We start from the raw sequence: 26,121 nt of genomic DNA on the forward strand, positions 1-26,121 counted from the left end.
ATCCTTATTAGGATTTCTACCGTGTCATTTTTATCCGATATTGTTTAGGTGTATCCCCCGTATATTCTTTAAAAAGTTTGCAAAAGTACCCTTCATTGACGATACCTACTTCCTCGCACAATTCCAATAAAGAATAATCCCGACCGTTTAACAACTCGAGGGCGAGATGGATTTTTTTACGGTTAATGTAGCTAATAACACCTTCGTTCATTGTTTTTTTGAATAAGCTACTAAAATACGATGGTGCTAAATTCACTTCCTCCGCAATTGCTTCCAGCGTTAAGCGTTGTTTCAGGTTTGTCTCTATATAATGCATAGCACTCATAATTTCTTCACGATGTAACAGTTGGCCCGCATGCACGTATTCGAATGTGAAGTCGCCAATATAAGCGAGCTGCTCCTGAAAAGCCATAAATTCCATGGGGAAATCTGGAACTTCCGTGGCCATTTTATTCCCCGATTTAAATTTCAAGGTAATGTCTCTGTACAAGTCTCTAATCATTGGCACCATGATGGACTTGTGGATTTTATGGTCGGTAACAAATTGCGACAGATCGGCAAGTGCATTGTCCAGCTCTTCCTTGGAAATCTTCCTCTTCAGGCGTATAAGAAAATCAGCAAGCTTCTGCTGAAAGTCTGCTTTTTTGTCATTATGGTATTGGAACCGATGCATCGGTGTTTTTACGACTTTTTCGGTATGATAATAGAAATCCTCACTCACATTTTTAGCTTCCGTGTACGCCTGTTTGATCGATTCCCAGCCTCGGTGCGGACTTCCAAAAGCGACAGATACCCTTTTATTCAAATATTGATGCAAATGAGAGATGATCTGCCCTCCCAAAGATAGGCAAGCATATTCCGTTTCCATATCACTGCGGTTATTTTCCCAAGATAAAAAGCCAATAAAACGATTATCGGACAGATCCGCAGCTACGCCACTGCTACCATTCATCACCGTTTCTTCGATGATATTTGTTATCGCATACTTCAAGATATTTTGATCTGTGGCCGCGTATTCGTTTCGGAAACTTTCATACGTATTCATCTCAACGATGAAGCAGCAATAGTTGGCTTGAAAGAAATGAAACTGCATGCGATTGGCAAAATCCGATGCCCGATGAGAAGGAATTTCACCTCGGATTAATTCGTTAAAAAATTGCTTGCGGACTCTGTATTTATTTTCAAGCACGGATACGTTTAACGAGTGGAATTCCGCCTCTTTTTTCTCAAACTCATTTAAAATTCCGGCTGCCTTATCCAACGCTCGATTCAAATCAGCTTCCCGTAGTGGAACCTTTACAATGTACTCCAATACGTTGGCTTGAATCGCTCGCTGAGCGTATTCGAAGGATGAATAGGCGGTCAGCAGTATGTATTGGGTATGGGGGAGCTCCGCCTTGAGCTGCTCAATCATGGAGATTCCGTCCATTCGCGGCATTACAATATCAGATATAACGATATCCGGTTTAAGTTTTATGATCTCCTCGATCCCATTCAGCCCATTATTCGCTTTGCCCACCAGAACAAAACGTCTATCCCTGTGAGAGAGTTCATTAAAAAACAATTCCAATCGTTGAATGATCAGGTCTTCATCGTCAACAATGAAGCAGGTATAGTCTCTCCCCATTATGCATCTCCTTTTGGCAATTCTGCCGGGAATACAGCGCGTATACGGGTTATTTCCTTAGGTATGCTAATGATATCCAGCCCGAATTGATCTCCGTAGTGGAGTCTTATTCGCCCATGAATATTGTTCAGTCCGATTCTTTTCCTTTTCACTTCCTCTTCACTCGGTTCTGAGATTAAAATATGTTTTATTTTATCAGCTGGGATTCCCTCACCTTGATCAACAACTTCAATGATGACGATGCCGTCCTCCCTGTACGCATGAATCGTAATAGGCCCCTCAATTCCCCCTCCGTTATAACCATGGAAGATACTATTCTCCACAAGGGGTTGCAGCAGCATTCGGAAAACCGGAAAATCCATTAACCCTGCTTCGATATCTTCAATCAAGTGGAAGTTTCGGTTATACCGGATGTTCTGGATCTCGATATAGTCTGCTACATTGCGTAATTCCTGGCGTAGGGAAACCTTCTCTGATGCATCATCTATCCCATATTCCAATAATGAAATGAGTGACCCGATCACCACATCTACTTTCTCTATTTGTCCGAGACGTATTACATTGCTGATCGAACCAAGTGTGTTATACAGAAAATGAGGGTTAATTTGAGACTGTAACACCTGAATTTCCAACTTCCGCTCAAGTTCATTATGAAGCTCGGCTCGGCGAATCAGTTCAACAATCTGCTGAAGCATACGATCGAATGCTCGTGAAAGATCGCCAAACTCATCGTTTCGATTAATCGTTACTGTCGTTGTGAGGATGCCTTGTTCCACCTGCTTCATTTTTGTTTTGAGCGTATAAAGTGGTTTTCTTATATATTTGGCAACCAAAAAAGAAATGAACAAACTTAAAAGAAGACCTGCAGCGAGAAGCTCAATATAATAGGTTTCCAATCTGGACAAAGCTGCTTTCAAGCGTGATTCATCATTAACGGAGACAATGGTCCAGTTGAATTTCTCCGTTGGTTTTTTCAAAAGGGAGACCGGAGTGCCATCCTTCGTATGCACTTGAAGGGTGGTTTCTGACGTATCCAAAATTTCTTCCGCTGACGTCTCTCCGATTGAAAATGTATGATCTTGAATACTAAGGGGTCCTTTATTTTCAGAAAATCCGGCAATGATCTTACCTGACGCAGTGATCAGAGCCAGATTCATTTGTTCCTGTTTATTAATCTTAAACAAGGTTTCTTCAATGGCATTTAGATCCAAATCAACCGCAATGGCCATAGGAAACGGAGCACCGTTCAGATATCGAACCATCGTAACGGTCCAGCCGGAATACTTCGATTTGTAAGGTTCACTAACAAAGGTAGTCCTTCTATTTTTGTCAGCCGCATCAAATAAAGGTGCTCTTTCAGATAAAGGTTCATCGAATATTCGAGTAGGTGTACTTCCGCCCAGAATGGATAAATCGCTTTTGATCAAATATATATTACTGACATAAATACTGTTGAGTTCATACAGCTCTCTTAATTGCTTTTTTATCACTTCGGTATTGTTAATGTTGGCTTTCACTGATGTTTCGACTGAGAAGAGAATCGTCTGGAAGGAGGAAAAATTAACGGTGAAATACTGGTCAACCTTGTCTAATATTTGATTGGTGTAAAAAATGTCATTGGTTCTTATTTCCTTTTGGACATAGCGATAAGATAATTGGCTTATCAAGATGATGCAGCCTAATACAAAGGCAAATACGATAAAAAATAATTTTAAAGGCAAGCTGATTCTTCTTCGCATCCATCATCTTCCTTTTAGTTCGGTTTTAAACTAAGAATAGCATATGCTAATAAAGAGAGGGGCTACGAATAGCCACTCTCTCTTCGTTTATTTTACTTGATAAGGCCGGCTTCTTTAAATTGCTGGATTGCTGTTTCCTTATATTTCTGCATGTCAAACTTGGTATCCAGCGTCTGGAGGAAATTGTCCCAGTTGGAAAGTGGCTCTTTGCCCGTCATAAATTTAACCAAGCTTTCATTAATGAAACGTGTGCGGTCAGCATCCAAGGTATCGCTGGGGTCAGGGGTCAATAAATTTCCGGGCAACGTTGGCCCCACATATTGCTGATTGTCCTTGAAAGCTTCCGCCGTCTTCGGATTCTGGAAGCTGAAGTACTCCGCATCATCACCACGACGTGGCATTCTATAATGATCAACCCACAGGTACTTTTCTTTCATTTCTTTTGATAACTCAGAGGTTTTATTTTTGATCTTGCCGTCTACGACATCCCAATGAATCCCTTTGATTCCGTATGCAAAGTTTGGATAAGCTTCTTCATCCGTAAAGAGATAATTTAGCATGGACAAGATCCGAATGATTTTGTCCTCATCCACTTTTGCGGATATGGCCCATGAATTACCCTGGAATGATTTTCTCTCTACAATTTGATCCCCGTAAGGACCTTTCATCGGAGGAATGACGATCCATTCCGGCACCTCGCCACTAATTTCTTTCATTTTCTGCTGATAATCCGGCTCCAGTCTGCGAGCATCTCTGATCATGAAGCCAACTCTACCCTTAAACATCTTTTGGTCCAACAGATCAGGCGAATTCATCGTCACCCAATCCGGGTCAACCACTTTGGCTGCCATCATCTTATTAATATAAGCAAGCGCCTCTTTCATTTTGGGATCGATAAACAGAAATACCGGTTCATTATCTTTTATCTCAACGGCCGAAGGAGGATTGACGCCAAACATCCACATCAAGCTATCAAAGCCGTAGGTTTGCAGATTGCCTTCTTTATTCATACCGCCGATGAATCCGTACGTATCGTTTTTACCATTCCCGTCTGGGTCTTTCTCTGTAAAGGCTTTCATAACTTCGAACAACTCATCAGGTGTCGTTGGTACCTCCATATTCAACTTTTTCAACCAATCGTTACGGATGAAGAAGCTTCGACTGATACCGTTTACATTATCATAGCCTGGAACTCCAATGGTTTTTCCTTGATAGGACATCGCCTCCCAGGAGTCGTTGCCAAATCGTTTCTGTAGTTCAGGGAATTGGTCCATATACGGTGTCAAATCCGCAAGAACACCTTGGTCGTAATATTGCGCGAGGTCAGCACGACTCTTCAAGAAGATCAAGTCTGGAATATCCCCGCCTGCAATTAGTGTATTCAGTTTGGTTGTTGCTTGACCAGCCTGAGGAATCATCATCTCCAAGTCGATGTTCATCTCTTCTTCCAACATTTGGCGTTGAATATCTTCATCACGTGGAGGTACCGGAGCAGCAGCATTAAAAGTGCCTTGGTTAAACATTGAGATTTTCATTTTGGTTGCAAACTGGCCAGACTGGCCTTGCGAATTACTCGAAGTTGTCGATGTAACTTCTTCATTTCCCCCACATCCTGACAAAAGCGTTCCAAGCCCTAAGATTGCCGACAGAATAGCAAATGAAATCTTTTTACGCTGCATATTGACCTCTCCTTTGCTTGTATATTATCACGGTTTCCCCGTAATAAGTTAGGTTGGAACACCTTTTATCCTTTAACGGATCCCAGGAGTACACCTTTGGTAAAATGCTTTTGCAAAAATGGATAAACGATCAATATCGGGACTGTAGTTACAACAACTGTAGCCATCTGCACAGCGAACGTACTGACAGCCCCGGAATTGGCGAGCGAATCAGCGCTTTGAGTTGCAACGTTAAGCAGGATGTTACGCAAAATCACTTGAAGTGGCATGTAGTTGGAATCATTGATATATACAATGGCATCAAAATAACTGTTCCAATGCCCAACTGCGTAAAATAAAGAAATGGTGGACAGGACCGGTAAGGACAAGGGTAAAATGATCCGCCATAACGTCTGAAGTTCACTTGCACCGTCTACCCTCGCTGATTCCTCGATTTCACCAGGTAATTGCTCAAAAAAGCCTTTGATGATCACCAGATTAAATGCACTAATGAGATTTGGTATGATCAATACCCAAGGACTGTTTAACAATCCCAGAGAGCGGATTAGTAAATAAGTCGGAATTAATCCCCCACTGAACATCATGGTAAACACAATGAAGAGTAAAAACGGACTTCTTCCGGGCAAATATTTTTTGGATAGCGGGTAGGCCGCGATTACCGTAAAAAACACATTTAACGCAGTCCCTACAATCGTTCGGAACAACGTAATTTTATACGCCTGCCAGATCCCATGAGAAATGAATACTTCTTTATAGGCCAGAAAGGTAAAGGATTCTGGTATAATCACAATCCCTCTTCTTAATACTTCCGATTCTGGTGTTACGGAGACAGCAACCACATATAGGAAGGGCAGCACGCACAGTAGGGATAACAAAATAAGAATTACATAAACGACGGTTTGCCAGACTTTTTCCCCGATTGTCATATGGATCATTCTAAAGACCACCTCACCAGATTTGCCCATCGAATTTTTTGGCGAGCTTATTTGCTGCCAATACTAAAGCAAATCCGATGACAGCTTTAAACAATCCTACAGCAGTAGCCAAGCCAATCTTAAGACGCTCCAACCCTTCCCGGTATACCCATGTGTCGATAATATCGATCTTCTCCTGGTTAAAGGTGTTGGCAAACATGAATATTTGGTCAAAACCCGCATCCAGAATATGGCTTAATTTAAGAATCAGCATCAGAATAATGACTCCTCGAATACCAGGTAACGTGATATGCCAGAGCTGTCTCCATTTGGATGCGCCATCCATTCGTGCCGCTTCATATAAGCTTGGGTCGATTCCTGCTAAGGCGGCAAGGTACAAAATCGCCCCCCATCCAATATCCTTCCATACTTCAGATAAGATGATCAGCATTCTGCCCCAGGCAGGTTCCGTTAGAAACGAGATGGGTTCAACACCAAAATCCTTTAAAATCATGTTAAAGAGACCGTCCCCTGGAGCTAGTAAGGCTACCATAATTCCATAAACAATGACCCATGATAGAAAATGAGGCAAATAAGTGATGGTCTGTACGATTTTCTTAAACCATTGGCTATACACTTCATTGAGGAGTAAAGCAAGTACGATGGGTGCGGAGAAACCAAACAATAGCTTATACAGGGATATGACGATCGTATTTTTCATGATGTCCCAGAAATAAACGCCGTTCATAAAATCCGTAAAATTCTTGAATCCCACCCATGGGCTATCCCATAGTCCCAAAGCCAGGTTGTAGTTTTTAAAAGCAATCATGATTCCCGCCATAGGAATGTATTTGAATACCGCAAAGTAAATTAAAGCTGGTAATAAGAGAGCATACATCACTTTGTGCCTTCGTATCGTCCTTATCCATGTCTTTCGCTTTTTGGAGATGGGAATGGCGTCCGCTGCCAATTTTGCTTGCATTTCATCACCTCGTCTTTGTTTGTATTTGTATAATAGCACCCGCCTATCGGATAAATTTCTGAAATATCAAGAATTTCTTATAAGATTTTAAGGAAGTGTGCCAGGGTTCGTTCCAACAGCTAATTCCGGCAAGTGAGACAAGAACTTGTTCTACTAAAATAAAAAAAGCCGCTATAATAGCGACTTTCAAATGCCGTATTTATACTTCTCCCCAAAAAATCTCAGTTTCATAATCGAATTCAACAAGACCATTTTGATTATTTTTATCAAATAAATTCCGTAGTTCTGTCATCATTGGATCGTAATTTGCATGCCCGGGTACAGGGCTGTAAGAAGATGATAACAACCGGCCCTTCAATCCCTCGAAATCGAACTCCTGACTCATTTTGAATCGCATTTCATGCATTGAACCTTCCTTGAAAAAAGAGAGCAATATCGCCTGAGAAATATTTTTATGATTAACTTTTTCGTAGTCGGTTCCATATGTATGGAGCAGTTGATTGTACTCTTCACGAAATGGAGTACCGTTAGTAAGACGTGAATTCCAGATGAGTATTACTTTCCCACCCGGCTGTAGAATTCTGCGAAACTCGATTTGGGCTGCGGAGCGATCAAACCAGTGAAATGCCTGAGCACAGACAATAAAATCAACCGACTGATCAGGTAATCCTGTAGATTCTGCAGAACCTGATGTACTCTGAAATTTCGGATTACTTTCTAACATTTGCTCGGCGGCTTCCCGCATTGCCTGATTTGGCTCCACCGCGATTACATAGCTTCCGCGTTCCAGAAGTAGTTTTGAGATGATGCCAGTACCTGAACCGATGTCTGCTATATTACTGTTCACACGTAAACCAACGACGTCGTACAAATAGTCAATAACCTCTTTTGGATAACTCGGGCGGTATTTCAAATACGAATCGACCCGGCTCGAAAACCGTTCTCTATTGTTCATCGATCGTCACGCTCCCATCACTATTTTGACATCCTATATACTGGCTTCAGTAACAGCTTCAAAATCTTACTGCCCCAAAAAGCAAATACCGTCGTTCCGGTCCATGAACTGCGCTTATCTTGGCTGTATTGATCGTTGATCATATAGGTCCGAGTTGAAATAGGACTCTTCAGACCGAACTGTTCCCATATCTCGGGATCATTCGAACCTCCGAGTTTTCTAAGCATATTCGCCGACTCATGATCTATTTTAGCCGGAATTTTCTCGAATGATTGGGTGATTTGCGTATGAAACTCGTCGATTGGGTTACGACTGGTAATGCTCTCGAGATGAATGCTTTCACGAATGTAAGAAACGTATGCCAGATGGTCAGCCCAGAACTCGTCGATATAAAAAAGCCGTACACGCCGCTCCGATGGACTCATCAGTCTCTCAGCTTTCAAAATTCCGAACCGTTCTTCATATAGAATTCGCCTCTGATCCTCCACCATATCCGAATAACAGTTCAATTCCCGCTGAATATCGAAGTTTTGACCTATAATAACGCGCTGGATATGCTCGATTTTGCTGTGAAGCGCCGGATCATCAAGAACCTCGTCCTGATTTGGGGCGCGAAACAGTTTATGAATGCCAAAGCGAAGCATCAACTCGTCCTCCAGGCTAATATAAAATACGGAAGACCCAGGGTCACCTTGGCGGCCGCAACGTCCGCGCAACTGGTCGTCAATCCGCATGCTTTCGTTCACATATGTACCTATCACGTATAATCCGCTCAGTTTGGCAACCACTTCTGCCTGTGCGGGATTACCGCCGCCGAGACGAATGTCGACGCCGCGCCCTGCCATATTCGTAGATACCGTTACCGCGCCTATTTCTCCCGCTTTAGCGATGATTTCGGCTTCTTTTGCATCGTTTTTTGCATTCAGAACCTGGCAAGGTACGCCAGCAATGGCAAGCGCCTCCGCGAGCATATCAGATTCCTCGACGCTTGACGTACCAATAAGAATGGGGCGTCCTACCCTATGGACGGAAGAGATTTCTTGTACAAGCGCCTTATATTTGGCTTCTTTATGGGTGTAAATTCGGTGTTTGTGGTCGATCCGTATGTTTGGCTTGTTTGGCGGTATTTGCACGACTTGCAGCGCATAGATATCCTCAAATTCCATTGCTGAAGCATGCGCCGTAGCCGTCATTCCGCAAATTCCCGAATACAGGCTAATAAAATGTTGAATAGTGATCGTGCCGAGAATTCTCCCACCTGCCTTCCACTGCAACCCTTCTTTTGAAACCAGCGCAGCTTGCAGCCCGTCCGGCAAATACCTGTTCTCGGCCACGCGTCCGGTGTGTTCTTCGATTAGCTCGATTACACCGTCCCTGACGATGTAATCAACGTCTTTTTTTAATAACGATTCCACATGCAGCGCACAATTCAATGACGTTAACCAATGACTGTTATGGCTATCGTACAAATTGCCACATCCCAGCAGCAACTCTGCTTTTGCAGCACCCGCTTCATTCAAGTAAACGTTCCGCTGGAACTCGTCAAAATCGTAATGCTCTCCTGGCTGCAGCTGCCGGGCCACTTCTGCGAAAAGAACGCCATCACTCTTGGAAGCACTCGAATCGCCACTAATGACTAACGGCACTCGTGCTTCATCAAGAAGCAATGAATCTGCTTCGTCGACGATGACGTAATGGAAAGGACGATGCACGGTATCAGCTTCATTGAATGCTATTGTGTCACGCAAATAATCAAACCCTGCTTCTTTAGCCGTAACATAGGTTATGTCCTTGGCGTAAGCTTCCCGTTTCTCAAACAGGCTCATGCCCGCTTGAACCGAGCTTACCGTTAACCCGAGGAAACGGTAGATCGGGCCCATCCACGCTGCATCTCGATTTGCCAAGTAGTCGTTAAAAGTAAGCACATGAACACCTTTGCCTGTCAACGCGTTGAGATACACAGGCATAACAGCAGAGAGTGTTTTTCCTTCACCGGTATGCTGCTCGATCAAAAATCTTTCGTGCAAAGCGATAGCAGCCATAATCTGGACATCATAAGGCTTTAATCCGAGTGTCCTCTTCGCAGCCTCGCAGACTAAAGCATAAGCATCGACAAGCAGTTCATCCAAAGGCGTGCCTGATCTTGCTTCTTCTTGCAGCCGAAGCGATTCCGCTTGCAGGCGCTGATCGTCCCAAGTTTCCAAATTCCGTTTCCTTATAAGCTCCACTCTGTCTCGATAATTTTTCAACAAACGCCGGGTATCGCGCTCTTTAAATTCACGTATCAACTTGACGACTACATTCATCGGAATTTGATTCCTCCTTAGTAGAAATAAGTTGTGAAAAGAAAAGACTCCATATGGAGTCTTTTCTTTGGATGATTAACGCGCCACTCAAACCATTTGTTATAAGAGATAACTACATTACTTCTCCGATGGGAGTGGTGTAAAGAGCAGATTGACCGGAAGGTTACTTCCTGGCGCGGCAGAGAATAGAATCGTTACGCTCTCTCCAGTTAATCCTGTGCGGTAAAGAACGCTTTGTTCACTTGAATTGCTAACCGCAACGTTACCTTCAGCAATCGCAACCAACTGATTATTCACCAGAGCTACTCCGGAGTACTTCCCTCCACGTGGGTTAAAGGAGATAAGTGTACGCGGAGCGACATTGGTCAGCGTGATTTTGTACAGTACGCCGAAATTGCCCGCATTGGATGCGTCTGTGTAAGCCATAGGATCTGTTCCTACCAGATTGGGATCGCTTGAATTGTCACCAATTGGCAGACGCGCTGGTTTCGTTCCCACATGCTCATCGTACTTTATGATGCGAGTCGCATTCGGGTACGTACCCCGGTTGTGTACTCCGTCACGATCCAGCACAGGTAGCAATGGCAAAGCCTCGAACGGATCTTTATTTTCTTCCACAAGGATAACGTTATAGTCTAAGGAATAATCACTATAAGCGTCCGAATAGAGAGAAATGACTTGTCCTTCTTTCATCGGCGTTTTATTAAGTTCAGTCAAAATCAGTTTGCTTTCCCCAGGTTGAAGGTACTCTTTCTTTTGATCCGCTCCAGTCTGAATCGACTTGAACCATTTATCAATAGACAATTTCCCAGCTACGGTAGCATACGGTGTAGGTCCGGCAAAGCCCATATTCTGTTGTTCAAATACGGCTGGGTTTGGATTGTTATTGGTTGCAATCACATACATTTTTACTCTTTTGCCTGTATTGTTCACGTGATGAATCATGAAACGGGTCTGCCCTGAAGATGATTCTTTATATACAATGCCTTCTGTATTCACAGTTTCCGGACTGTTACTGCGGATCAGCAAACTTGGCTCATCCATGTACGTATACGGCACTTTCTCCATCGTAGTCACTTCGCCGCCGTTAAAGGTGAATTTCTGTCCTACAGGCGTGAAGAGTAAATTAAAATCGGTAAATGAATATAAGGTTTCGTTCGTTATGGTGATGACTTTGGAGTACGTGTTCGTAGCACCGTGATTGTCAGTAACCGTAAGAGTCACCGTTTTTGGACCCGGTTCAAAGAACGCAAGTGAATTGTTCTCCCACACCGCTTTAACAATATTATTTTCATCATCTGTACTTTGGTCTGTATATGTTATTTTTTCGCCCATTTTGTACTGTTCTTTATCCGTGGCGAACATGGCTACAGGAGGAAGATTAGGAGCCAAAACTTCAATCGTAGTTGAATAGGGATCGCTCCATTGACCATTGGAATCCTGTACTTGATATGAAATCGTATATGTACCTGCTTGATCAAATGAATCCTGGCGACCAGTCCAGCGTTCGTCAACGATATCCATTCCATTAGGTGAACTGGAAGAAGTCACGTAGTCCACTTGATCACCCGCAAAGATTTCCTTTTGGGAAATGGTAAAGCTTGCAACAGGTTTTGTATTAAGATTCAACACAACCGTTTTAGCCGACTGATTCACTTTATAGGTGATGTTCAGAGCTTGAGTAATGGAAGTTAACGGCACCATGAATGTACTTTTTTGCTGATAAGCAGGGCCTTTCATCGTTCTGGTCTCTCCATTTACCGTATAGTCCTTGCTGTTAGTTTTGAATCGGAGTTCATCTTCACCACTAATAATGATGGTTTCCTTGGTTTTGTTATCGTATTTGACGCCATATCCCACACGGTCAACCAGCGCACGGATTGCAACATAGGATACACCGTTTTTTATAGCCATTGGCTGTCCAGCAAGATACGTTTTTCCATCCTGCTCCATTTTGTTGCTATTCATGTACAACGTCAGATTTCCACCTGCTACTGCAGGAGACGTCCCATCAACGGATGGTTGCTCTATCTGGGCAGGCGTAGCTGGCGTTTCAACCTTCTCAGGGGTTTCCTCTTGAACTACAGGTTTTGTACCCGTTTCGTTTGTAGTGGTCTCTCCCCCATCCAAAGCAGCTTTCTCGCTCTCTGTTTTGGGTGTTGCCTCAGTGCCGGTTGAGGTTTGAGTATTCTTGGCTTCAGTGGGCGGAGTATTGATAAATTTGTTATTGCTCTCCGTCTTCACTTCACGCTCTGCAATCGGTTGCTCTTGCTTTAACACCTCAACTGATTCTACATTGGCTGTGTTTACTGACGCGGTGTCACCTTGCGGTGCTGATTGCGCACTCACAGAACCGACTGCAAATGCTTGAAAAACGGCTAAAGCGGTAAAAATGGATAATTTCTTCTTCATATTCATGTTTTGTCTTTGGCTCCTTCTACTCTCTAGTAATTTATAACCCCTCAAAAAGTCATAATATTAGACGCTAGATTTAGGAAAAAGTTTCTAATTGAATTGTAAATTATGGATTTGTGAACCTCCGTATCGAACTTCCAGTAACGATCGTTGAGTATGCAATGAATCATCTTCAGGAAAAAGACACAATTGAACGTCTGAAACCGCAAGTTATCCGATGACATGACTCAGGACGCAGAACAAATTATCAAGACACTTCAGCAAAGTGGTTGTGATTCCTTCGGTATTGGCAGACATTTAATTGCCCATTACCCGGACTTATGGAAAAGCCTAAACTGGAATAAAGAATATGCCCAAGTTCGTTTTCACCCGGAAGTAAAGGTTACAATAGTCGGCAGCGGCGTTTTAAATTAATAACATGCTGTCGTGCAATTGGGAAAGCTCTCTTCCATTTGGAAGAGAGCTTTTGACTGTTGACTTAAAAAGAAGGATTTCCTAATACCTCTAGTCGTTAAGAAGCACTTCAGTGAAAAGTTTTATCGTGCCTGGTTGAGTATAACATCGGCAGTGAAGCTGACCTATAAAATAGGTGAAAGAAGACGTGATATTCCTTCTTTAAATTTGATAATAAGGGACCTATTTCTATAACGATCAGAAGTAAGTTCTGTACTTAACTGGCTATCTTGATGAAACAATTCTTGAAGTTGTTTTGCAACTCGCTCGTCATATACAATTGCATTCACCTCAAAATTCAACCTAAAGCTCCGGGAATCAATATTCATCGTCCCTACTGAAGCGACTTCTTCGTCTACTACAATGGTCTTTGCGTGTAAGAATCCATTATCATACAACAGAATCTTGGCTCCATAGTCCAATAATTCACCAGCATACGCCCAAGTCGCCCAATATACAAACGGGTGATCGGGCTTATTGGGAATCATAATGCGCAGATCCACCCCGGATAGCAGTGCGATTTTACATGCATCCATAAAAGTGCCGTCAGGAATAAAGTAAGGCGTTTGAATATACACACTCTTTTTGGCATTTACTATAAGCTTGATGTACATATTCTTCAGGTGTTCCACCTGTGAGTTAGGACCACTAGACACAATCTGAACTGGACTTGAACCATCAAGCCTTGCTGTGTTGAAGGAGAATTGTTCGTAACTTACTTGATCGGATTTGCTGGCGTGTTTCCAATCCAAAATAAACCTTCCTTGAATATGATTAACGGCATCTCCGTGCATTTTAAAATGTGTATCACGCCAGTATCCAAACTTTTTATCCATGCCTAGATACTCATTCCCCAGATTAAATCCGCCAATATAAGCAATCTCCCCATCAATAATACAAAGTTTTCGATGATTTCGATTATTCATACGGAAATTTAATGGCCTAATCAGTGACGGGAAAAAGACCTCTACTTCTCCACCGGCAGAGATTAGTTCTCTGAAAAACTTCAATGAGAGTTTCTTTGAACCAATTTCGTCATAGAGAACTCGCACTTTTACGCCTTCTTTAGCTTTTATAGTTAATTCATCTCGTAATTTCTTCCCTAAGGAATCCGGTTGAATAATGTAATATTGAATGTTAATCTCTTTCTTGGCTTCCTTGATATCAGCAAATAAAGAATCAAATTTCTCTTGTCCATCATCGAAGATGAATATCTCATTGTCATTGGTTAGGATTGCATTGGATGAAGTGAGATTCAATTGAATCAGGTCAGCATATTTCATGAGCAGTGGGTTGTTTTCCTTACGTTGTTCCTTCAATGTCACTAACTGGTTCTCGACAATTAACTTTAGAGAGTTTCTCTCTTCAGCTGAAAGTCCGTAGAAATTTTTCTTTTTGAGGTTACGTCCCAGAAAGAGATAAACGATAAAACCTAAAATAGGAATGAAGTAAAATATCATGAGCCAGGCCCAAGTATAACCAATGTCTCTCCTTTCAAAAAACAAAAATACCGCTGAGAGTAATATGTTTATAATCATAACGAGCGAAAGTATCAGCGTGACCATACTGCTATATCTCCTGCCTTCCATTGACTTTATGTAAATAATAAAAAATACTTATTACTTAGCTGTTCTCGAATGAAGCCGTCATCACAAAGAATATGATAACATACTTGAGGAATACTAAATCTATTAAATGATAATCACTAGACATCGAACTACAAAAGAATCCACTTCCTATAAAAGAAGGGATTCTTTCACATTGAATATCCTATACTTAGAATCTGTAATTCAAAGAGAACGCAATTTTGATACTTGTTGTTCCCGCACCAGCTCCAATGACACTTATAGAATTAATTGTTGGTGCAGTATAAGATCTACTACTACCTGGGGCTACGACAAAACCAGGAATTTGAACACCGTCAATAAGCAAAGCAGCGGTGGGTGAAGCCCCCACTCCGTTATTCTCAATTAGAATAGTTCCATTTACCAGAAACGTTGAGGAATTTTCATAAATAATTGTAGGTGTCCCACCCGTATCTGACAAACTTATCGTAGTACATACGGCATCGTTTACCACCGCTGGAGAAACGGTATTATTACAGTTCCCAATTTGAGCCATTAATGAACCTCCTTAAAAATACTCTTTCTATAAATATATGTGGGGAGATAGTAGTGGTTCGGGCTATTCCAACTTTGTTTCCATTTATTCCTCATCCTCTTCTTCATTTAGAACTTGATAGTATATATCTATTCCAAATGTGCCGCTTGCAATATTGTTTAAGCTCTTTTCAATCTCCACTTCAATATGATGCATTCCGGCACAGCTAAAAGCACAGGTGTTACCCGGTAGAACAGGAAGCGAACACGTTCCTTCATTATGTATTATGTTCAAAAAGACAGATGAATTACTTTGTTTATGATTATAAATACTTACTGTACCATGTACGTTTAAGGTTGAAGATGCTGACCACAGGGTTAAAACCTCTGTTATGGTTGCTGAATTAATATGGAACTCCCCACAAATGGTTGTTTCAGCGAGACGAGTATTCACTCAGACTGCTCCCTTCCATAATTCTTCCTTTCATCTATTTTATTAGTGATCTGCTGTTTTCATGTATGATCATGCTCCTAATGAACAATAAAAAAAACCGCTACATGGTCATACCCCTGTCAAGTAGACAGATGAAAAAAGCTATGCTGCCAGTGCGCATCGATATTCAATCGGTGCGCGCTGTTTAAGTTTGGCTTGAAAGCGTCGGTAGTTGTAATTGTACATGTAATCTTCCACGGCTTGTCGAATCTCTGCTTCTGAATTACACTGGTTAAGGTACAGCTTCTCTGTCTTGAGATGCGAAAAGAAGGATTCGATGCATGCGTTATCCAGGCAGGTTGCTTTGCGAGAGTGGCTGCCTTTGACGCCGAATGCTTCTAATCGTGTGTTGTACGCCTGAGACGTGTATTGGAAGCCCTGATCCGAATGGAGCACGGCTTCTGAAACGTCTCTTTTTTGTGTCCATTGTTCCACCGTATCCAATACGAGCTGAACATCGTTCCGTTTAGATAACTGCCAAGCTACAATCTCGTTGTTGAACAAGTCTTGAATCACGGACAGGTAAACAAATGAATTCCCATCCGAAATATAGGTAATATCCGTCACCATTTTTTGCTGGGGTGCTGTAGCGTGAAATTGGCGTTTCAGGCGATTCGGATAGATCACAGATGGCGTATAGCTGGACTTCTTCCGCTTCTTACGAATTACCGATTGGATCGATAGTTCCCGCATGATTCGCCATACTTTCTTGTGATTCACGTTCAGACCAGCCTCCCACAACGCCGTTGTCATGCGAGGATAACCAAACTCTCGGTTTTCAAAATGAATAGCCATCATGTGTTCTTTGATCTCACGGTCACGTTCTTGTCTTGCGTCTCGCTGCGGCTGGGTTGCTCGCCATTTATAGTAACTGGATCGGGGTATTCCTGTAATCGATAGTAGGCGTGTAATGCCATGCGAGCAGCGCAATTCATCGATGATATCGTAGTTCTCCCGTTGGCTCAGCGCTTCTCCTTTACTAGATTTGGATACCGCTTTTTTAAATAATCCACCTGTGCTTGAAGATAGTCTCGTTCTTCCTCCACGCTGCCAAAGGCTGTACGAGGACGTCCCTTCAGTGGATTGGGCACACTGTTTTTTCGTTCATCGAATGCTTCCCCTTTTTTCCACTTTTTCACCCACACCTTCAGTTGTGAACAGTTTCGAATTCCTTCGCGTTCAGCGACCACCTTGTAACTTGAAGAACCTTCGACATAGGATCTAACTGCATTCAATTTGAATTCTTCCGTATACGTCTGAAATGTTTGCCCTTTTTTCGCCATAAAAATATCCCCTCCAAGTTTCACTTGAACCCCCATGATAACATGAAGGTTTTTTTAAGTGTCTACTTAAAGGGGATAATACCAACATTAGCGGCTTTCAATAGTACTATAATTCGTTACTTTAAACGATATACGACCGACTATCCAATCTCCCCTGCTCGTTAGTTCCTTACCACAGGAATCCACATTTCACCATATACCACGCCGTTTCTCTCGCCCATTTCAACCGTTGTATTTGGACCGCCAACATAGGCATAATCTTTTTCTACGGGGAGGACTTGACCAAAGGCAATGCCAGTAAGCATGTTACTGAGCGCATCAGCCGTCTCTGCTTCACCCTTCACAACAAGGTATTCTCCCTTAGGAAATTGGATTACTCTCGTTGCTTCTGGCAGAGATTCTTCTGTCATGACACCAGCATAATGCATCATCTGGTTATTCACTGCTTCGTTTACGGCAAAAATGTAGTCGTTTGTTGCCAGAGACTTTAGTTTATCCAGGCTTCCATCCTCTTTCACCGTGGACCAAAAATCCGCCTTCTCCTTGCTGATGCCAACATAGTCTGTATAGTCGCTCTTAAGATCCGTTCCAATACCTAACACGATAAAGCTCTCTTTTTCTTCAAAATGATAATTACTCATGGTTTACACCGTCCTCTTTCAATTTTCAATTGATTTGTGTTTTCACTTGATAGGTTTATAATAACCTTAAATCATGTCAGAATATGATACTGTTTAGGGGGCCCAATGAAAAAAGTTGAACGCATAAATATCATCACGCGTTATATCAATAACCGTGCACACTTTACTATCTCTGAAATCATGCGAGAATTTAATATTTCTCGTTCGACAGCCATTCGAGATATCAGAGAAATTGAAGCCATGGGAATGCCACTTGTCGCTGAAGTTGGGCGGGACGGGGGTTATTTTGTAATGAACAACTCCCTCCTGCCCACGGTACGGTTTACCGATAATGAAATCAAAGCGTTATTCATTGCCTTTATGGCGACAAGAAATCAACAGCTTCCTTATCTAAAGAGTCGTCAATCTTTGGCTGAAAAATTATTGGGCCTTATCTCAGAAAATCAGCAAGATGACCTTGTGCATTTGAATCAAATATTGCTTTTTGAAGGGACCAATCCCCATAATCCAGACTTACTTGATCTATCAGACCTGCCTCACCCTACCTTGGAAAAACTCATCCAAATTCTTCTTATAGAACGTTATTTGTTAGTTACTGTCCAAGAAGAGAATAAAACAAAGTCCTATCCCATTGTTCTCTTGCACCTTCATCATCAAAAAGGCCATTGGATCATTGAAGGTTTTGACTTGGAGGAAGAAAAAAGACGAATCGTATCCGTTGACAACCTCATCCATGTCGAAGCATACCCGGCGAAAAAAAGACTGAGTACAAAAAAGATTGTAGAACAACTCAAACGAAATACGCAGGCAGAAGTTATCAACCTTGTCCTGGAACTTGGCCCAAAGGCGATTGCGCAATTCAAAAAATACCATCCTTTAAAGTTTTCAATTGCCTATACAAATCCATACCAGACTACGGCTCTCTTAAAGGCATTTATGAATGTTCATAACTCAGAAGAGTTAACCGAAATCACCAATTGGTTGCTTTTTCTAGGAGAAGATATCAAGGTGAAGGAGATTCCCAAAGAAGCCCTGAATGCTGTACAAGAGAGATTAAGCTTATATCAAATGAAGCAGTGAGCAGCCCCCTCCTTCCCAGTCTCTCCATTATCTAACAATGCCTTACCTGAATTCAGGCTGAGGGTTCAGTACGAAAAACCAAAAAAGCCGCTATGTTAGCGACTTATAATGGAATCATATTCATATTCATTCATGTCTCACGCCAATGCTTGGCGTGCTGTTCCTTCTGTACTAAAAGTCAGCATTAGACTGGGCATGATTAGGTGTATGCTGCGGGACGTTTTTAACGAATAGAAAATAAGTAACAATCGCAATGATACTGGTCATTAATAAAGTGAGTCCTAACGGGACGGCAGTGTCCTCACCTGCGATACCGACCAGAGGAGCAACCAGCGCACCCAGAAGAAAAGGAACGACTCCGAGCAGTGCTGCTGCACTTCCGGCCATCTTAGCTTGACTCTCCATGGCAAGCGGGAATGCTGCTGTAGACGTAATGCCGATCGAGCAGACGAAGAAGAACAATGGAATGACCAGTGCGAAAAGTGGACCATGAACCAGAGTTACGACCAAAGCAGCAACACTTGCTATTATAGCAAGCCATAGACCAGATAATAGAAGGGTCTGCTCAGGTATACGTTTGGCCAATCGACCCACGATTTGAGAACCGATGATCAAGCTAATTCCGTTTGAAGCAAACAGTATAGCAAATACAGTTGGTGTGACCCCATAAATATTTTGGTAAATAAATGGTGTTCCTGCTACATAAGCAAAGACCCCTGCTGTCATAATTCCTTGTGCCAGCATGTAGCCTACAAACTTACGGTCACGCAGAAGCATTCTGTAATTACCCAATTGCTGTTTGAAGTCAGGAACCATACGTTTTTCTACGGGGTGTGTTTCTTTTAAGCTCCACTTTGTCATGATTAATAAGAAAATCCCCAAGAATGAAAGGCAGATAAATACGCCAATCCATGTTGTGAATGAAAGAACCCCACTTCCCGCGATGGGTGCTGCCAGAGGCCCCAAATTCCCTACAAGCAACAGCAAAGAGAAAAATTTAGTGAGTTCATGTCCACTGTATAGATCTCTAGCTATCGCACGGGAAATGACAATTCCAGCTGAAGCCGCAAATCCTTGCGTGAAACGAAACAAAATCAATAGTCCGATATTCGGAGCAAAAGCACATGCCAAGGAACAAATAATGTAGGCTGCCATGCAGATTAGCAATGGTCTGCGTCTACCGTACGCGTCACTCAAAGGACCCATAACAAGTTGTCCTACACCGAGTCCTAATAAACAAGCAGTAAGACTAAACTGTACAAGTGATGCCGTTGTATTCATATTTTGTGCAATCTCCGGAAAAGCCGGTAAATACATATCAATCGTAAATGGACCTAATGTAGAAAATAAACCTAGTAGTATTGCCAGTCCAAAAACATTCCAATTCGTGCTCTTCGCCATAATAAATAAAATCTCCAATTCCTCATATAATTTGAAAGCCTAATCGGAGTATAAGACATAGAGTTACCTGTAAGTCAAGTCTTGAGAACATTAAAGCGAAAAAAGCCGCTAAAATAGCGACTTTCATTGGTACTATAGTCGAGGGATTTTTTTCGTAGTAGAAATTCTGTTATTTCCACTCTGTAATTTGGCTGATCGGAAGACGAACAGGCGGGCGCGCATCTGAAGCTGCCTTGCCGATTGAAATGAGCAGTATTGGAACATATCGATCTGGATCTAATCCCAATACTGCTGCAATCTTCTCTTTGTTAAAGCCTGACATTGGATTTGTCGCATAACCATGAGCATGTGCCGTAAGCATAAACTGCATAGAGACAAGTCCGCCATCCAGCAACACAGACTCTCTTTTCTTATCCATCGAAAATTGATTATACATGGGTACAACCATAGCAAGCATCTTATCTTTAATTTCCTGCGTTATATAGCCAAGATCAGCGGTTTCCTTGTAAATTTCTTCTGCACTGTCAACAAAATTCAGATCACCAAAGACGGCGATAACTGCTGACGAAGTATTAATTTGTGAAAAGTTGAAAGGCGCAATCTCGAGCAGGTCTTCCTTACCTTGGTCACTTTCAATAACAACAAAACGCCAAGGCTGTAAATTGAATGCTGACGGAGCCAAAGCAGCATCTTCGAGCATTTCAATGATTTCTTCCCGACTAATTTTATAATTTGGATCGTACTTCTTTATCGTACGTCGGCCATGTAAAACCTCACTAAAATCTTTTGTTAATGCATTCATTCTTGTATTCCTTCTTCCCGTAGTCTGTTTAAGCTATGCAAATCATTGCTTATTAACAGCAAGTAGTTGATCAATGATCCCGTTCAAAGCATTTTTTCTCTCCAGATATTCTTGTTCATTCCAAGTAAACACACCGCGATCAAGCCAAAATGCAGCACCTACCAAAAGAAACTCCGCTTTAAGCTCAGGTTGTTGAGCAAGAAACTCTCCCTCTTCTGCCCCTTGCCGAACGATTTTTTTGATATGGGGAATCAATGCATTAATTTCGATAACAATCCATTTTTGATGCAAAGTACTGTTACTTTCCTTATGAAGATATTCAAATACATCCTCATCCTGTTCGTCAGGGGTTGCATCCATAAAAATACGAATGAGTTTTTCTCTCGCGTTGAGCTCGCAATTTTCAACTAAATGATTTATTGCTTCCAAACGAGATGCTAATGTTCGTTCACAAGCAGCATTAAGTACATCTTCTTTGGATTGAAAATAATTGTAGAAAGTTCCTTGTGAGACACCAACTTTTCTTACGATTTCACTGACGGATGTATTTTCGTAGCCATTCGAGTTGAATAATTCCATAGCCACAGTCAGTATTTCATTTTTTCGTTCCTGGGGATTCTTGCTTACTCGTGTCATTGTCAGATCTCCTTTGTCACTCCTTTATATTAGTTTAAATGTACAACTTGACTAACTGTCAGTCAATGTTATAAGCTCAATATACAATATGACTGACAGTCAGTCAATACAATTCGGAGGTGTTTTATGAACAAACGACGATTGCTCTTCATCTTGGGGATTTCTGCCGCTATTGTATCACTTGCTCAAAGCCTGTACATTCCTTTGCTACCTGATCTGCAACAAGATCTAAATACGTCATTACATTTAGTAAATCTAACGGTTACTTTATTCACTGTGGCTATGGCAACCATGCAAATCATACTTGGCCCCATTGTTGATCGTAATGGACGTAAGAAAATTCTAGTCCCGGGTATAATTATTTATGTAATTGCTACTATAGGATGCATGTTTTCAGGTTCGATAGAAATGTTACTCATTTTTCGAGTCATTCAAGGAATAGGCGCATCATCTGTTCCATTAGTAGCTGCTACAATGATCGGAGATGTTTTTGAGGGTAAAGAACGTGGCGAAAGTATGGCTACATATCAGATGATTCTTGGGATTTCACCAGCTATTGGTCCGCTCATCGGTGGCATTATCGGTAGTAAATTCGGTTATACGGGTACGTTTGGTTTTGCAGCAATCAGTGCTCTTCTAATCTTGATAGCAGCCATATTTATGTTACCTGAGACAAAACCAGTCAACATAAAACCAGTGGGAACAAAACTAGGTTTAAAATCATTTGGGAAAATTCTAGGAAACAAAACCGGCGTTGTAGTTCTTTTGAGTGGTTTCATCATGTATGATGTCTTTTACACATTCATCGTATTTTTACCTACAATATTACAAACTAAGTATGCTTTAGGCGCTGCAAGCATTGGCTTTTTCTCCCTTGCCCTCATGATATTCAATCTTGTTGGAAGTAAAATGAGTGGAAGTTTACAAGCCCAAATAGGGTCAGTTCGAACACTCTTCTGGGCCGGTATAATGACCATTTTGAGTCTTGTGATTTTTATTTTTGCTGCAGATTATTCTCTAATTGTTTTGCTTCTCTCTCTGATGCTTACTGGATTCGTGATGGGACTTGCAACACCTGTGATGCCAACCCTCTTGTCCTCAGAGTTTGTTGAAGAGCGTGCTACGGCAATGGGTGTTTATAATTTTGTTCGTTATCTTGGTATGGCTACTGCTCCACTAATTGGAAGCTTTTTGTTTCCTTTAGGCAATATCCAACTTTTAATCGGAATAACAGCTCTTCTCGTTGTAATGGTCGTATTCGTAATAAATCGTTTACTACCAGTTAAAAAGGCCGAGGTGTCAAACTAGACTCACTGATCATGGATCACAAACATCATCTATTTCGTACAACCTGGTTATAAGTTCACAGAAGATCATTCAACGTTAAAAAATAGACGACCCTGGATTAACAGGATCGTCTATTTTCAATGCCTAAATGAAGCCTGGCTGCTTTATCAAAATTTAGTAAGTTCTCTTTCTGAACCCATATGACCCATAATCATTTCGGCAGCTCGCTTGTAACCGCCAGCCTGCCTTAAAGATTCACCAATGAGATAAGCCTGCCGTCTATATTGCGAATTGTGTAGTACTTCTGTTAATGCCTCTCTCAAATCAGTTGCACTGAGGTTATGTTTATTTAAAGTAATACCCGCGCCCAACTCCTGTACCCGATTGGCGACAAGAGGCTGATCCGATGTTAATGGAATCATCACCATTGGAACGTTGTAATATAACGCCTCACTTGTGCTGTTCATTCCAGCGTGTGTAATAAAAACATCGGTATGCTGTAGCATGTCCAACTGGGCAATGTATGGCTTGACGATAAAATTAGGAGGAACTTGATTCGCCAGCGGCGTCATGTCCGTGTACTTTCCTGAAGATAAAACAACATTCACGGGTAGATCCCCTAATGCTTCAAAGCAAAGCTGATAGAAATCCAAATTTTTATTTAAAATCGTACCCATAGCAATGTACACGGTTTGCGGGTACCGTTCACGAAGCACCTCAAACGAGAAGGTTGGAGCATCTTGACGTGTTATGATCGAAGGACCCGTGAAAATAAAACGATCATCCAGCTTTTCTGCCTGCGGCTGAAAATAACGGCTGGTGTACACAAGCTTTAACTGACCTGCATGTGCCGGAATCTCTTCCATGGCTGGAATACTCACTTGAAACGCTTCGGCTAACTCCGTTGTGATCTTCATCGTAGCCTCATATAGCTCCTTCGTCTCCGTCTCATTCAGAACTGAGCTAGACCCCAGAGGCTCCACAAAAGCAAAGGACGCAATCGAGCACACCGCAGGAATTCCCAGTTTTTCTGCAAGAATAGTCCCTCCCCATCCCATCAGGGAATCAAAGATCATATAATCGAACTTTTGATCCTCGACCACCTGTAGCACATTGGGGATGATCCTCCGGATAATACCGCTTACCATCATATAAATGAACTGATAAGAATGCTTGTATTCCTGGGGTTTCAACACCGGATCATGAGAGAAGGCATCTTGTGGAAATGGATAGGTAATGATCTGGGCACCGGTTTGTTCAATTCGGGAACGGTACTCCTCCGTGCACACATAGATGACTTCCTCACCATTGTCTATCAACTGAGTAACTAATCCTAACGATGGATTCACATGTCCTTCAGCTGGAGTAATGACTACTAATACACGTGCCATCTTACCCACCTCCCAATGCAATTAGTCCCCCCGTTCTTCATGATGTATTTAACGACGCGGTCGTCATCCGTTACATGGAGATGTTATCCTTCACTTGGTTGATTGGATGATGTTCTTGATGAACGAGTTTGGTAATTCGTAGTGATGCCAAGAAACTTAACAAGACCCATAATAATTGCAGTGTTAACACGATCAAAACACCTGTCGATATGCCCCACTGTAACGTTTCGGACAAGGCAATCAGAGCGCCACCAACGCCAATGCTTACCCCCATATAGAAGGAATCCACAAATTGTAGATTCGCGGACATTTCGCCCTCTTTCCTGGGCAAGGCATGTTGTAAAGCAATGGCTGCCGTTGTAGGGTTGGCCAATCCAACACCGAACCCTGTAATCATTTGTGAGAGAAGGATGAGTATAATCCCACCGTCCGTCAAAATAAGAGCCAGGATCACAAGTGCAGTTCCAACGATCATAATCCCAATGCCCGTCATGACCCTACCCTTTCGGGCACGACCTTGATCTCGTGCATCAAGCTTGGCTTGTAACCACGCTGCGGCGGACCAGCTCAGGGAACCAGCTGCTACAATGAGGCCAGCAAGGTCGGCTGATAGTCCCTTCACTTCGGTTAGTGCCAAGATCACAAAACTTTCCGTTGTAAAATAACAAGCAACATATAGCCCTCTCGAAACCAAAGTAGCAGGCAATCCTTTTTTTACCGAAAAAGTGCCCACAGGCAGCAATTTACGCATGGGTGTGATCATGATGACTAATCCAGCCAAAGTGAGTAATATACCTCTCCAATCGGTTATCATACCAAGTCCTGTGAGCAACAGCCCCGTTCCAACGGCAAGCAGAATCGCATACATAATCTTTGAGTCGGTTGCTCGCGCTGGACCTGACAGATCTTGCTGAAGCTGCAAATTACGAAAAGAACGGAATGTGAGACTCAACGCTATTCCAATCAAGGGTAAAACGATCCAGAAAACATATCGCCACGAGATGTAGGAAGCTATAAGGCCTGCTGCATAAGGTCCGATTAAGGTAGGCAGGACAAAGGCCAGGGAGAATGCGGCCAGGATTTGAGTACGAAGTGTATCTGGATAATGCAACGTCACACAGGTATAAACACATGTAATCAGGGCCCCCGCTCCAAAACCTTGAAGGGCTCTTCCGGCAATAAGCATATGCATATCGAAAGAGATAGCGGAGACCACAGTTCCTAACACAAAAACACTAAAAGATACCAGCATGGATGTAAAAACACCGCGCTTGTCAACCTGCTGACCCATAACCAAAGTTCCAATAAGCTGAGATAACAAAAATGCGCTGAAGATCCAACCGTATAAATGAATGCCCTCTAAACTTTGTGCCATTTTCGCAGCAATCGTCGTGATAGCCAGTCCTTCGAAAGCTACGGTTGCCAGAACCAGCATAATACCAATTGTAGGCGCCCTATACTGAGCATCAAAAATCCCAATCTGATTGTTGTTTGTCTTCTACACCTCCATAATTTGATGGATATTATGGTAAAATAAACCTTTTAACTTCCTGAATATACATGAAGTGTTATACTTTGTAAAGTTAAATGTTTAAAAAGTAAGATTATGGTCTAGAATAGAGTTCCCATGTTCAATAGGAGATTTTGCTTGAAAATATGCCATTTTCATTACAGTCAATTTGGAGAAGTTCATCTTCCAGAATCCAGGCATCTGTTTTTTCAACAAAGAAATGAAATCCTCCAATGGATTGAACCAATGCGGGATCGACCGGTGTAGCACTGGCATTTATGCCAATTGTAAAAGCATCGGAGCCTCCTCCGACATATTTTGCGTAAATCCTTACATATTGGTCCTCTTCCAATTCCCATTCATTCTTAAATAAATCGATTGCTTGGTCAGATATTACAAATGAGATCATTGCTCTGCACTCCATCCTT

At 42.1% G+C, this 26,121-nt stretch carries 23 protein-coding genes; 3 read left to right on the forward strand and 20 right to left on the reverse strand.

The genetic code is table 11. The annotated features are described in order from the left end of the window. Positions 1-16: 16 nt before the first annotated feature. The 8 genes from ACDJ59_RS10145 to ACDJ59_RS10180 form a co-directional block, all read right to left on the reverse strand. On the reverse strand, positions 17-1,627 hold the full coding sequence (locus ACDJ59_RS10145; protein WP_413408706.1) for a response regulator: 1,611 nt from the start codon (positions 1,625-1,627) through the stop codon (positions 17-19). Further along, positions 1,627-3,144, reverse strand: coding sequence for a histidine kinase (locus ACDJ59_RS10150; RefSeq protein WP_413408707.1), 1,518 nt, complete (start codon positions 3,142-3,144; stop codon positions 1,627-1,629). The genes ACDJ59_RS10145 and ACDJ59_RS10150 overlap by 1 nt, the downstream gene beginning before the upstream one ends. 314 nt (positions 3,145-3,458) lie before the next feature. Further along, entirely contained in the window at positions 3,459-5,045 is a 1,587-nt protein-coding gene (locus tag ACDJ59_RS10155) for an extracellular solute-binding protein (protein WP_413408710.1), read from the reverse strand. Positions 5,046-5,110: 65 nt separating this feature from the next. After that, positions 5,111-5,980 carry a carbohydrate ABC transporter permease gene (locus ACDJ59_RS10160; protein ID WP_076210617.1) on the reverse strand — a complete coding sequence of 290 codons (870 nt, stop codon included), beginning with the start codon at positions 5,978-5,980 and terminating at the stop codon, positions 5,111-5,113. Between the two features lie 13 nt (positions 5,981-5,993). Then, positions 5,994-6,941: an ABC transporter permease gene (locus ACDJ59_RS10165; protein ID WP_413408712.1), complete on the reverse strand. Its 948-nt coding sequence runs from the start codon at positions 6,939-6,941 to the stop codon at positions 5,994-5,996. A gap of 199 nt (positions 6,942-7,140) precedes the next feature. Then, positions 7,141-7,896 (reverse strand): class I SAM-dependent methyltransferase, encoded by a 756-nt coding sequence (locus ACDJ59_RS10170; protein ID WP_413408713.1) that lies wholly within the window; start codon positions 7,894-7,896, stop codon positions 7,141-7,143. 20 nt (positions 7,897-7,916) lie between these two features. Then, positions 7,917-10,202 carry a DEAD/DEAH box helicase gene (locus ACDJ59_RS10175; protein WP_413408714.1) on the reverse strand — a complete coding sequence of 762 codons (2,286 nt, stop codon included), beginning with the start codon at positions 10,200-10,202 and terminating at the stop codon, positions 7,917-7,919. A 117-nt stretch (positions 10,203-10,319) separates the two neighbouring features. After that, positions 10,320-12,620 (reverse strand): stalk domain-containing protein, encoded by a 2,301-nt coding sequence (locus ACDJ59_RS10180; protein ID WP_413408715.1) that lies wholly within the window; start codon positions 12,618-12,620, stop codon positions 10,320-10,322. A 219-nt stretch (positions 12,621-12,839) separates the two neighbouring features. On the opposite strand from ACDJ59_RS10180, the gene ACDJ59_RS10185 reads away from it, so the two are divergent. Then, entirely contained in the window at positions 12,840-13,031 is a 192-nt protein-coding gene (locus ACDJ59_RS10185; RefSeq protein ID WP_413408716.1) for a Ger(x)C family spore germination C-terminal domain-containing protein, read from the forward strand. 164 nt (positions 13,032-13,195) lie between these two features. Here ACDJ59_RS10185 and cls read toward each other — a convergent pair whose 3' ends face one another. From cls to ACDJ59_RS10215, 6 genes are all read right to left on the reverse strand, one after another. After that, complete coding sequence (cls, locus tag ACDJ59_RS10190; protein ID WP_413408717.1) at positions 13,196-14,635, reverse strand: cardiolipin synthase; 1,440 nt, start codon at positions 14,633-14,635, stop codon at positions 13,196-13,198. 211 nt (positions 14,636-14,846) lie between these two features. Beyond that, entirely contained in the window at positions 14,847-15,191 is a 345-nt protein-coding gene (locus tag ACDJ59_RS10195; RefSeq protein ID WP_413408718.1) for a DUF3992 domain-containing protein, read from the reverse strand. 84 nt (positions 15,192-15,275) lie between these two features. Then, the gene (locus ACDJ59_RS10200) at positions 15,276-15,623 is read right to left on the reverse strand and encodes an S-Ena type endospore appendage (protein WP_341007567.1); all 348 of its coding nucleotides are present in this window, start codon (positions 15,621-15,623) and stop codon (positions 15,276-15,278) included. Positions 15,624-15,764: 141 nt separating this feature from the next. Continuing rightward, on the reverse strand, positions 15,765-16,628 hold the full coding sequence (locus ACDJ59_RS10205) for an IS3 family transposase (RefSeq protein ID WP_413409767.1): 864 nt from the start codon (positions 16,626-16,628) through the stop codon (positions 15,765-15,767). After that, the gene (locus ACDJ59_RS10210) at positions 16,625-16,945 is read right to left on the reverse strand and encodes a transposase (protein WP_413404118.1); all 321 of its coding nucleotides are present in this window, start codon (positions 16,943-16,945) and stop codon (positions 16,625-16,627) included. Before ACDJ59_RS10210 ends, ACDJ59_RS10205 begins: the two co-directional genes overlap by 4 nt. A gap of 161 nt (positions 16,946-17,106) precedes the next feature. Next, positions 17,107-17,586: a GyrI-like domain-containing protein gene (locus tag ACDJ59_RS10215; RefSeq protein ID WP_413408719.1), complete on the reverse strand. Its 480-nt coding sequence runs from the start codon at positions 17,584-17,586 to the stop codon at positions 17,107-17,109. A gap of 105 nt (positions 17,587-17,691) precedes the next feature. Between ACDJ59_RS10215 and ACDJ59_RS10220 the strand changes: the two genes are divergently transcribed. Continuing rightward, positions 17,692-18,666 (forward strand): helix-turn-helix transcriptional regulator, encoded by a 975-nt coding sequence (locus ACDJ59_RS10220; protein ID WP_413408720.1) that lies wholly within the window; start codon positions 17,692-17,694, stop codon positions 18,664-18,666. Between the two features lie 171 nt (positions 18,667-18,837). Here ACDJ59_RS10220 and ACDJ59_RS10225 read toward each other — a convergent pair whose 3' ends face one another. The 3 genes from ACDJ59_RS10225 to ACDJ59_RS10235 all read right to left on the reverse strand — a co-directional run bounded on the left by ACDJ59_RS10225 (position 18,838) and on the right by ACDJ59_RS10235 (position 21,505). Then, positions 18,838-20,067, reverse strand: coding sequence for a multidrug effflux MFS transporter (locus ACDJ59_RS10225; protein WP_413408721.1), 1,230 nt, complete (start codon positions 20,065-20,067; stop codon positions 18,838-18,840). 169 nt (positions 20,068-20,236) lie between these two features. Beyond that, a complete protein-coding gene (locus ACDJ59_RS10230; RefSeq protein WP_413408722.1) occupies positions 20,237-20,869 on the reverse strand; it encodes a nitroreductase family protein in 633 nt (210 codons plus the stop codon). Positions 20,870-20,911: 42 nt separating this feature from the next. Then, positions 20,912-21,505, reverse strand: coding sequence for a TetR/AcrR family transcriptional regulator (locus tag ACDJ59_RS10235; protein ID WP_413408723.1), 594 nt, complete (start codon positions 21,503-21,505; stop codon positions 20,912-20,914). Between the two features lie 111 nt (positions 21,506-21,616). Here ACDJ59_RS10235 and ACDJ59_RS10240 point away from each other — a divergent pair, with 111 nt between their 5' ends. Beyond that, on the forward strand, positions 21,617-22,813 hold the full coding sequence (locus tag ACDJ59_RS10240) for an MFS transporter (RefSeq protein ID WP_413409769.1): 1,197 nt from the start codon (positions 21,617-21,619) through the stop codon (positions 22,811-22,813). 146 nt (positions 22,814-22,959) lie between these two features. On the opposite strand, the gene ACDJ59_RS10245 is transcribed toward ACDJ59_RS10240, so the two are convergent. The 3 genes from ACDJ59_RS10245 to ACDJ59_RS10255 all read right to left on the reverse strand — a co-directional run bounded on the left by ACDJ59_RS10245 (position 22,960) and on the right by ACDJ59_RS10255 (position 26,102). Next, positions 22,960-24,183: a macrolide family glycosyltransferase gene (locus ACDJ59_RS10245; RefSeq protein ID WP_413408724.1), complete on the reverse strand. Its 1,224-nt coding sequence runs from the start codon at positions 24,181-24,183 to the stop codon at positions 22,960-22,962. 70 nt (positions 24,184-24,253) lie between these two features. Beyond that, the gene (locus ACDJ59_RS10250) at positions 24,254-25,618 is read right to left on the reverse strand and encodes an MFS transporter (protein ID WP_413408725.1); all 1,365 of its coding nucleotides are present in this window, start codon (positions 25,616-25,618) and stop codon (positions 24,254-24,256) included. Between the two features lie 196 nt (positions 25,619-25,814). Beyond that, the gene (locus ACDJ59_RS10255) at positions 25,815-26,102 is read right to left on the reverse strand and encodes a HesB/YadR/YfhF family protein (RefSeq protein ID WP_413408726.1); all 288 of its coding nucleotides are present in this window, start codon (positions 26,100-26,102) and stop codon (positions 25,815-25,817) included. Positions 26,103-26,121 lie beyond the last annotated feature (19 nt).

The sequence above is a fragment of the Paenibacillus amylolyticus genome (assembly GCF_047302515.1).
Lineage (GTDB): Bacteria > Bacillota > Bacilli > Paenibacillales > Paenibacillaceae > Paenibacillus > Paenibacillus amylolyticus_G.

Bases quoted from the DNA above. Each gene is read 5' to 3' on its own strand.
- ACDJ59_RS10215 (WP_413408719.1), bottom strand. From the start codon at position 17,586: ATGAGTAATTATCATTTTGAAGAAAAAGAGAGCTTTATCGTGTTAGGT.
- ACDJ59_RS10170 (WP_413408713.1), bottom strand. From the start codon at position 7,896: ATGAACAATAGAGAACGGTTTTCGAGCCGGGTCGATTCGTATTTGAAA.
- ACDJ59_RS10160 (WP_076210617.1), bottom strand. From the start codon at position 5,980: ATGATCCATATGACAATCGGGGAAAAAGTCTGGCAAACCGTCGTTTAT.
- ACDJ59_RS10145 (WP_413408706.1), bottom strand. From the start codon at position 1,627: ATGGGGAGAGACTATACCTGCTTCATTGTTGACGATGAAGACCTGATC.
- ACDJ59_RS10180 (WP_413408715.1), bottom strand. From the start codon at position 12,620: ATGAATATGAAGAAGAAATTATCCATTTTTACCGCTTTAGCCGTTTTT.
- ACDJ59_RS10235 (WP_413408723.1), bottom strand. From the start codon at position 21,505: ATGACACGAGTAAGCAAGAATCCCCAGGAACGAAAAAATGAAATACTG.
- ACDJ59_RS10195 (WP_413408718.1), bottom strand. From the start codon at position 15,191: ATGGCTCAAATTGGGAACTGTAATAATACCGTTTCTCCAGCGGTGGTA.
- ACDJ59_RS10175 (WP_413408714.1), bottom strand. From the start codon at position 10,202: ATGAATGTAGTCGTCAAGTTGATACGTGAATTTAAAGAGCGCGATACC.
- ACDJ59_RS10155 (WP_413408710.1), bottom strand. From the start codon at position 5,045: ATGCAGCGTAAAAAGATTTCATTTGCTATTCTGTCGGCAATCTTAGGG.
- ACDJ59_RS10255 (WP_413408726.1), bottom strand. From the start codon at position 26,102: ATGATCTCATTTGTAATATCTGACCAAGCAATCGATTTATTTAAGAAT.
- ACDJ59_RS10210 (WP_413404118.1), bottom strand. From the start codon at position 16,945: ATGGCGAAAAAAGGGCAAACATTTCAGACGTATACGGAAGAATTCAAA.
- ACDJ59_RS10220 (WP_413408720.1), top strand. From the start codon at position 17,692: ATGAAAAAAGTTGAACGCATAAATATCATCACGCGTTATATCAATAAC.
- ACDJ59_RS10230 (WP_413408722.1), bottom strand. From the start codon at position 20,869: ATGAATGCATTAACAAAAGATTTTAGTGAGGTTTTACATGGCCGACGT.
- cls (WP_413408717.1), bottom strand. From the start codon at position 14,635: ATGGTCACGCTGATACTTTCGCTCGTTATGATTATAAACATATTACTC.
- ACDJ59_RS10245 (WP_413408724.1), bottom strand. From the start codon at position 24,183: ATGGCACGTGTATTAGTAGTCATTACTCCAGCTGAAGGACATGTGAAT.
- ACDJ59_RS10165 (WP_413408712.1), bottom strand. From the start codon at position 6,941: ATGCAAGCAAAATTGGCAGCGGACGCCATTCCCATCTCCAAAAAGCGA.
- ACDJ59_RS10250 (WP_413408725.1), bottom strand. From the start codon at position 25,618: ATGCTGGTTCTGGCAACCGTAGCTTTCGAAGGACTGGCTATCACGACG.
- ACDJ59_RS10225 (WP_413408721.1), bottom strand. From the start codon at position 20,067: ATGGCGAAGAGCACGAATTGGAATGTTTTTGGACTGGCAATACTACTA.
- ACDJ59_RS10185 (WP_413408716.1), top strand. From the start codon at position 12,840: ATGACTCAGGACGCAGAACAAATTATCAAGACACTTCAGCAAAGTGGT.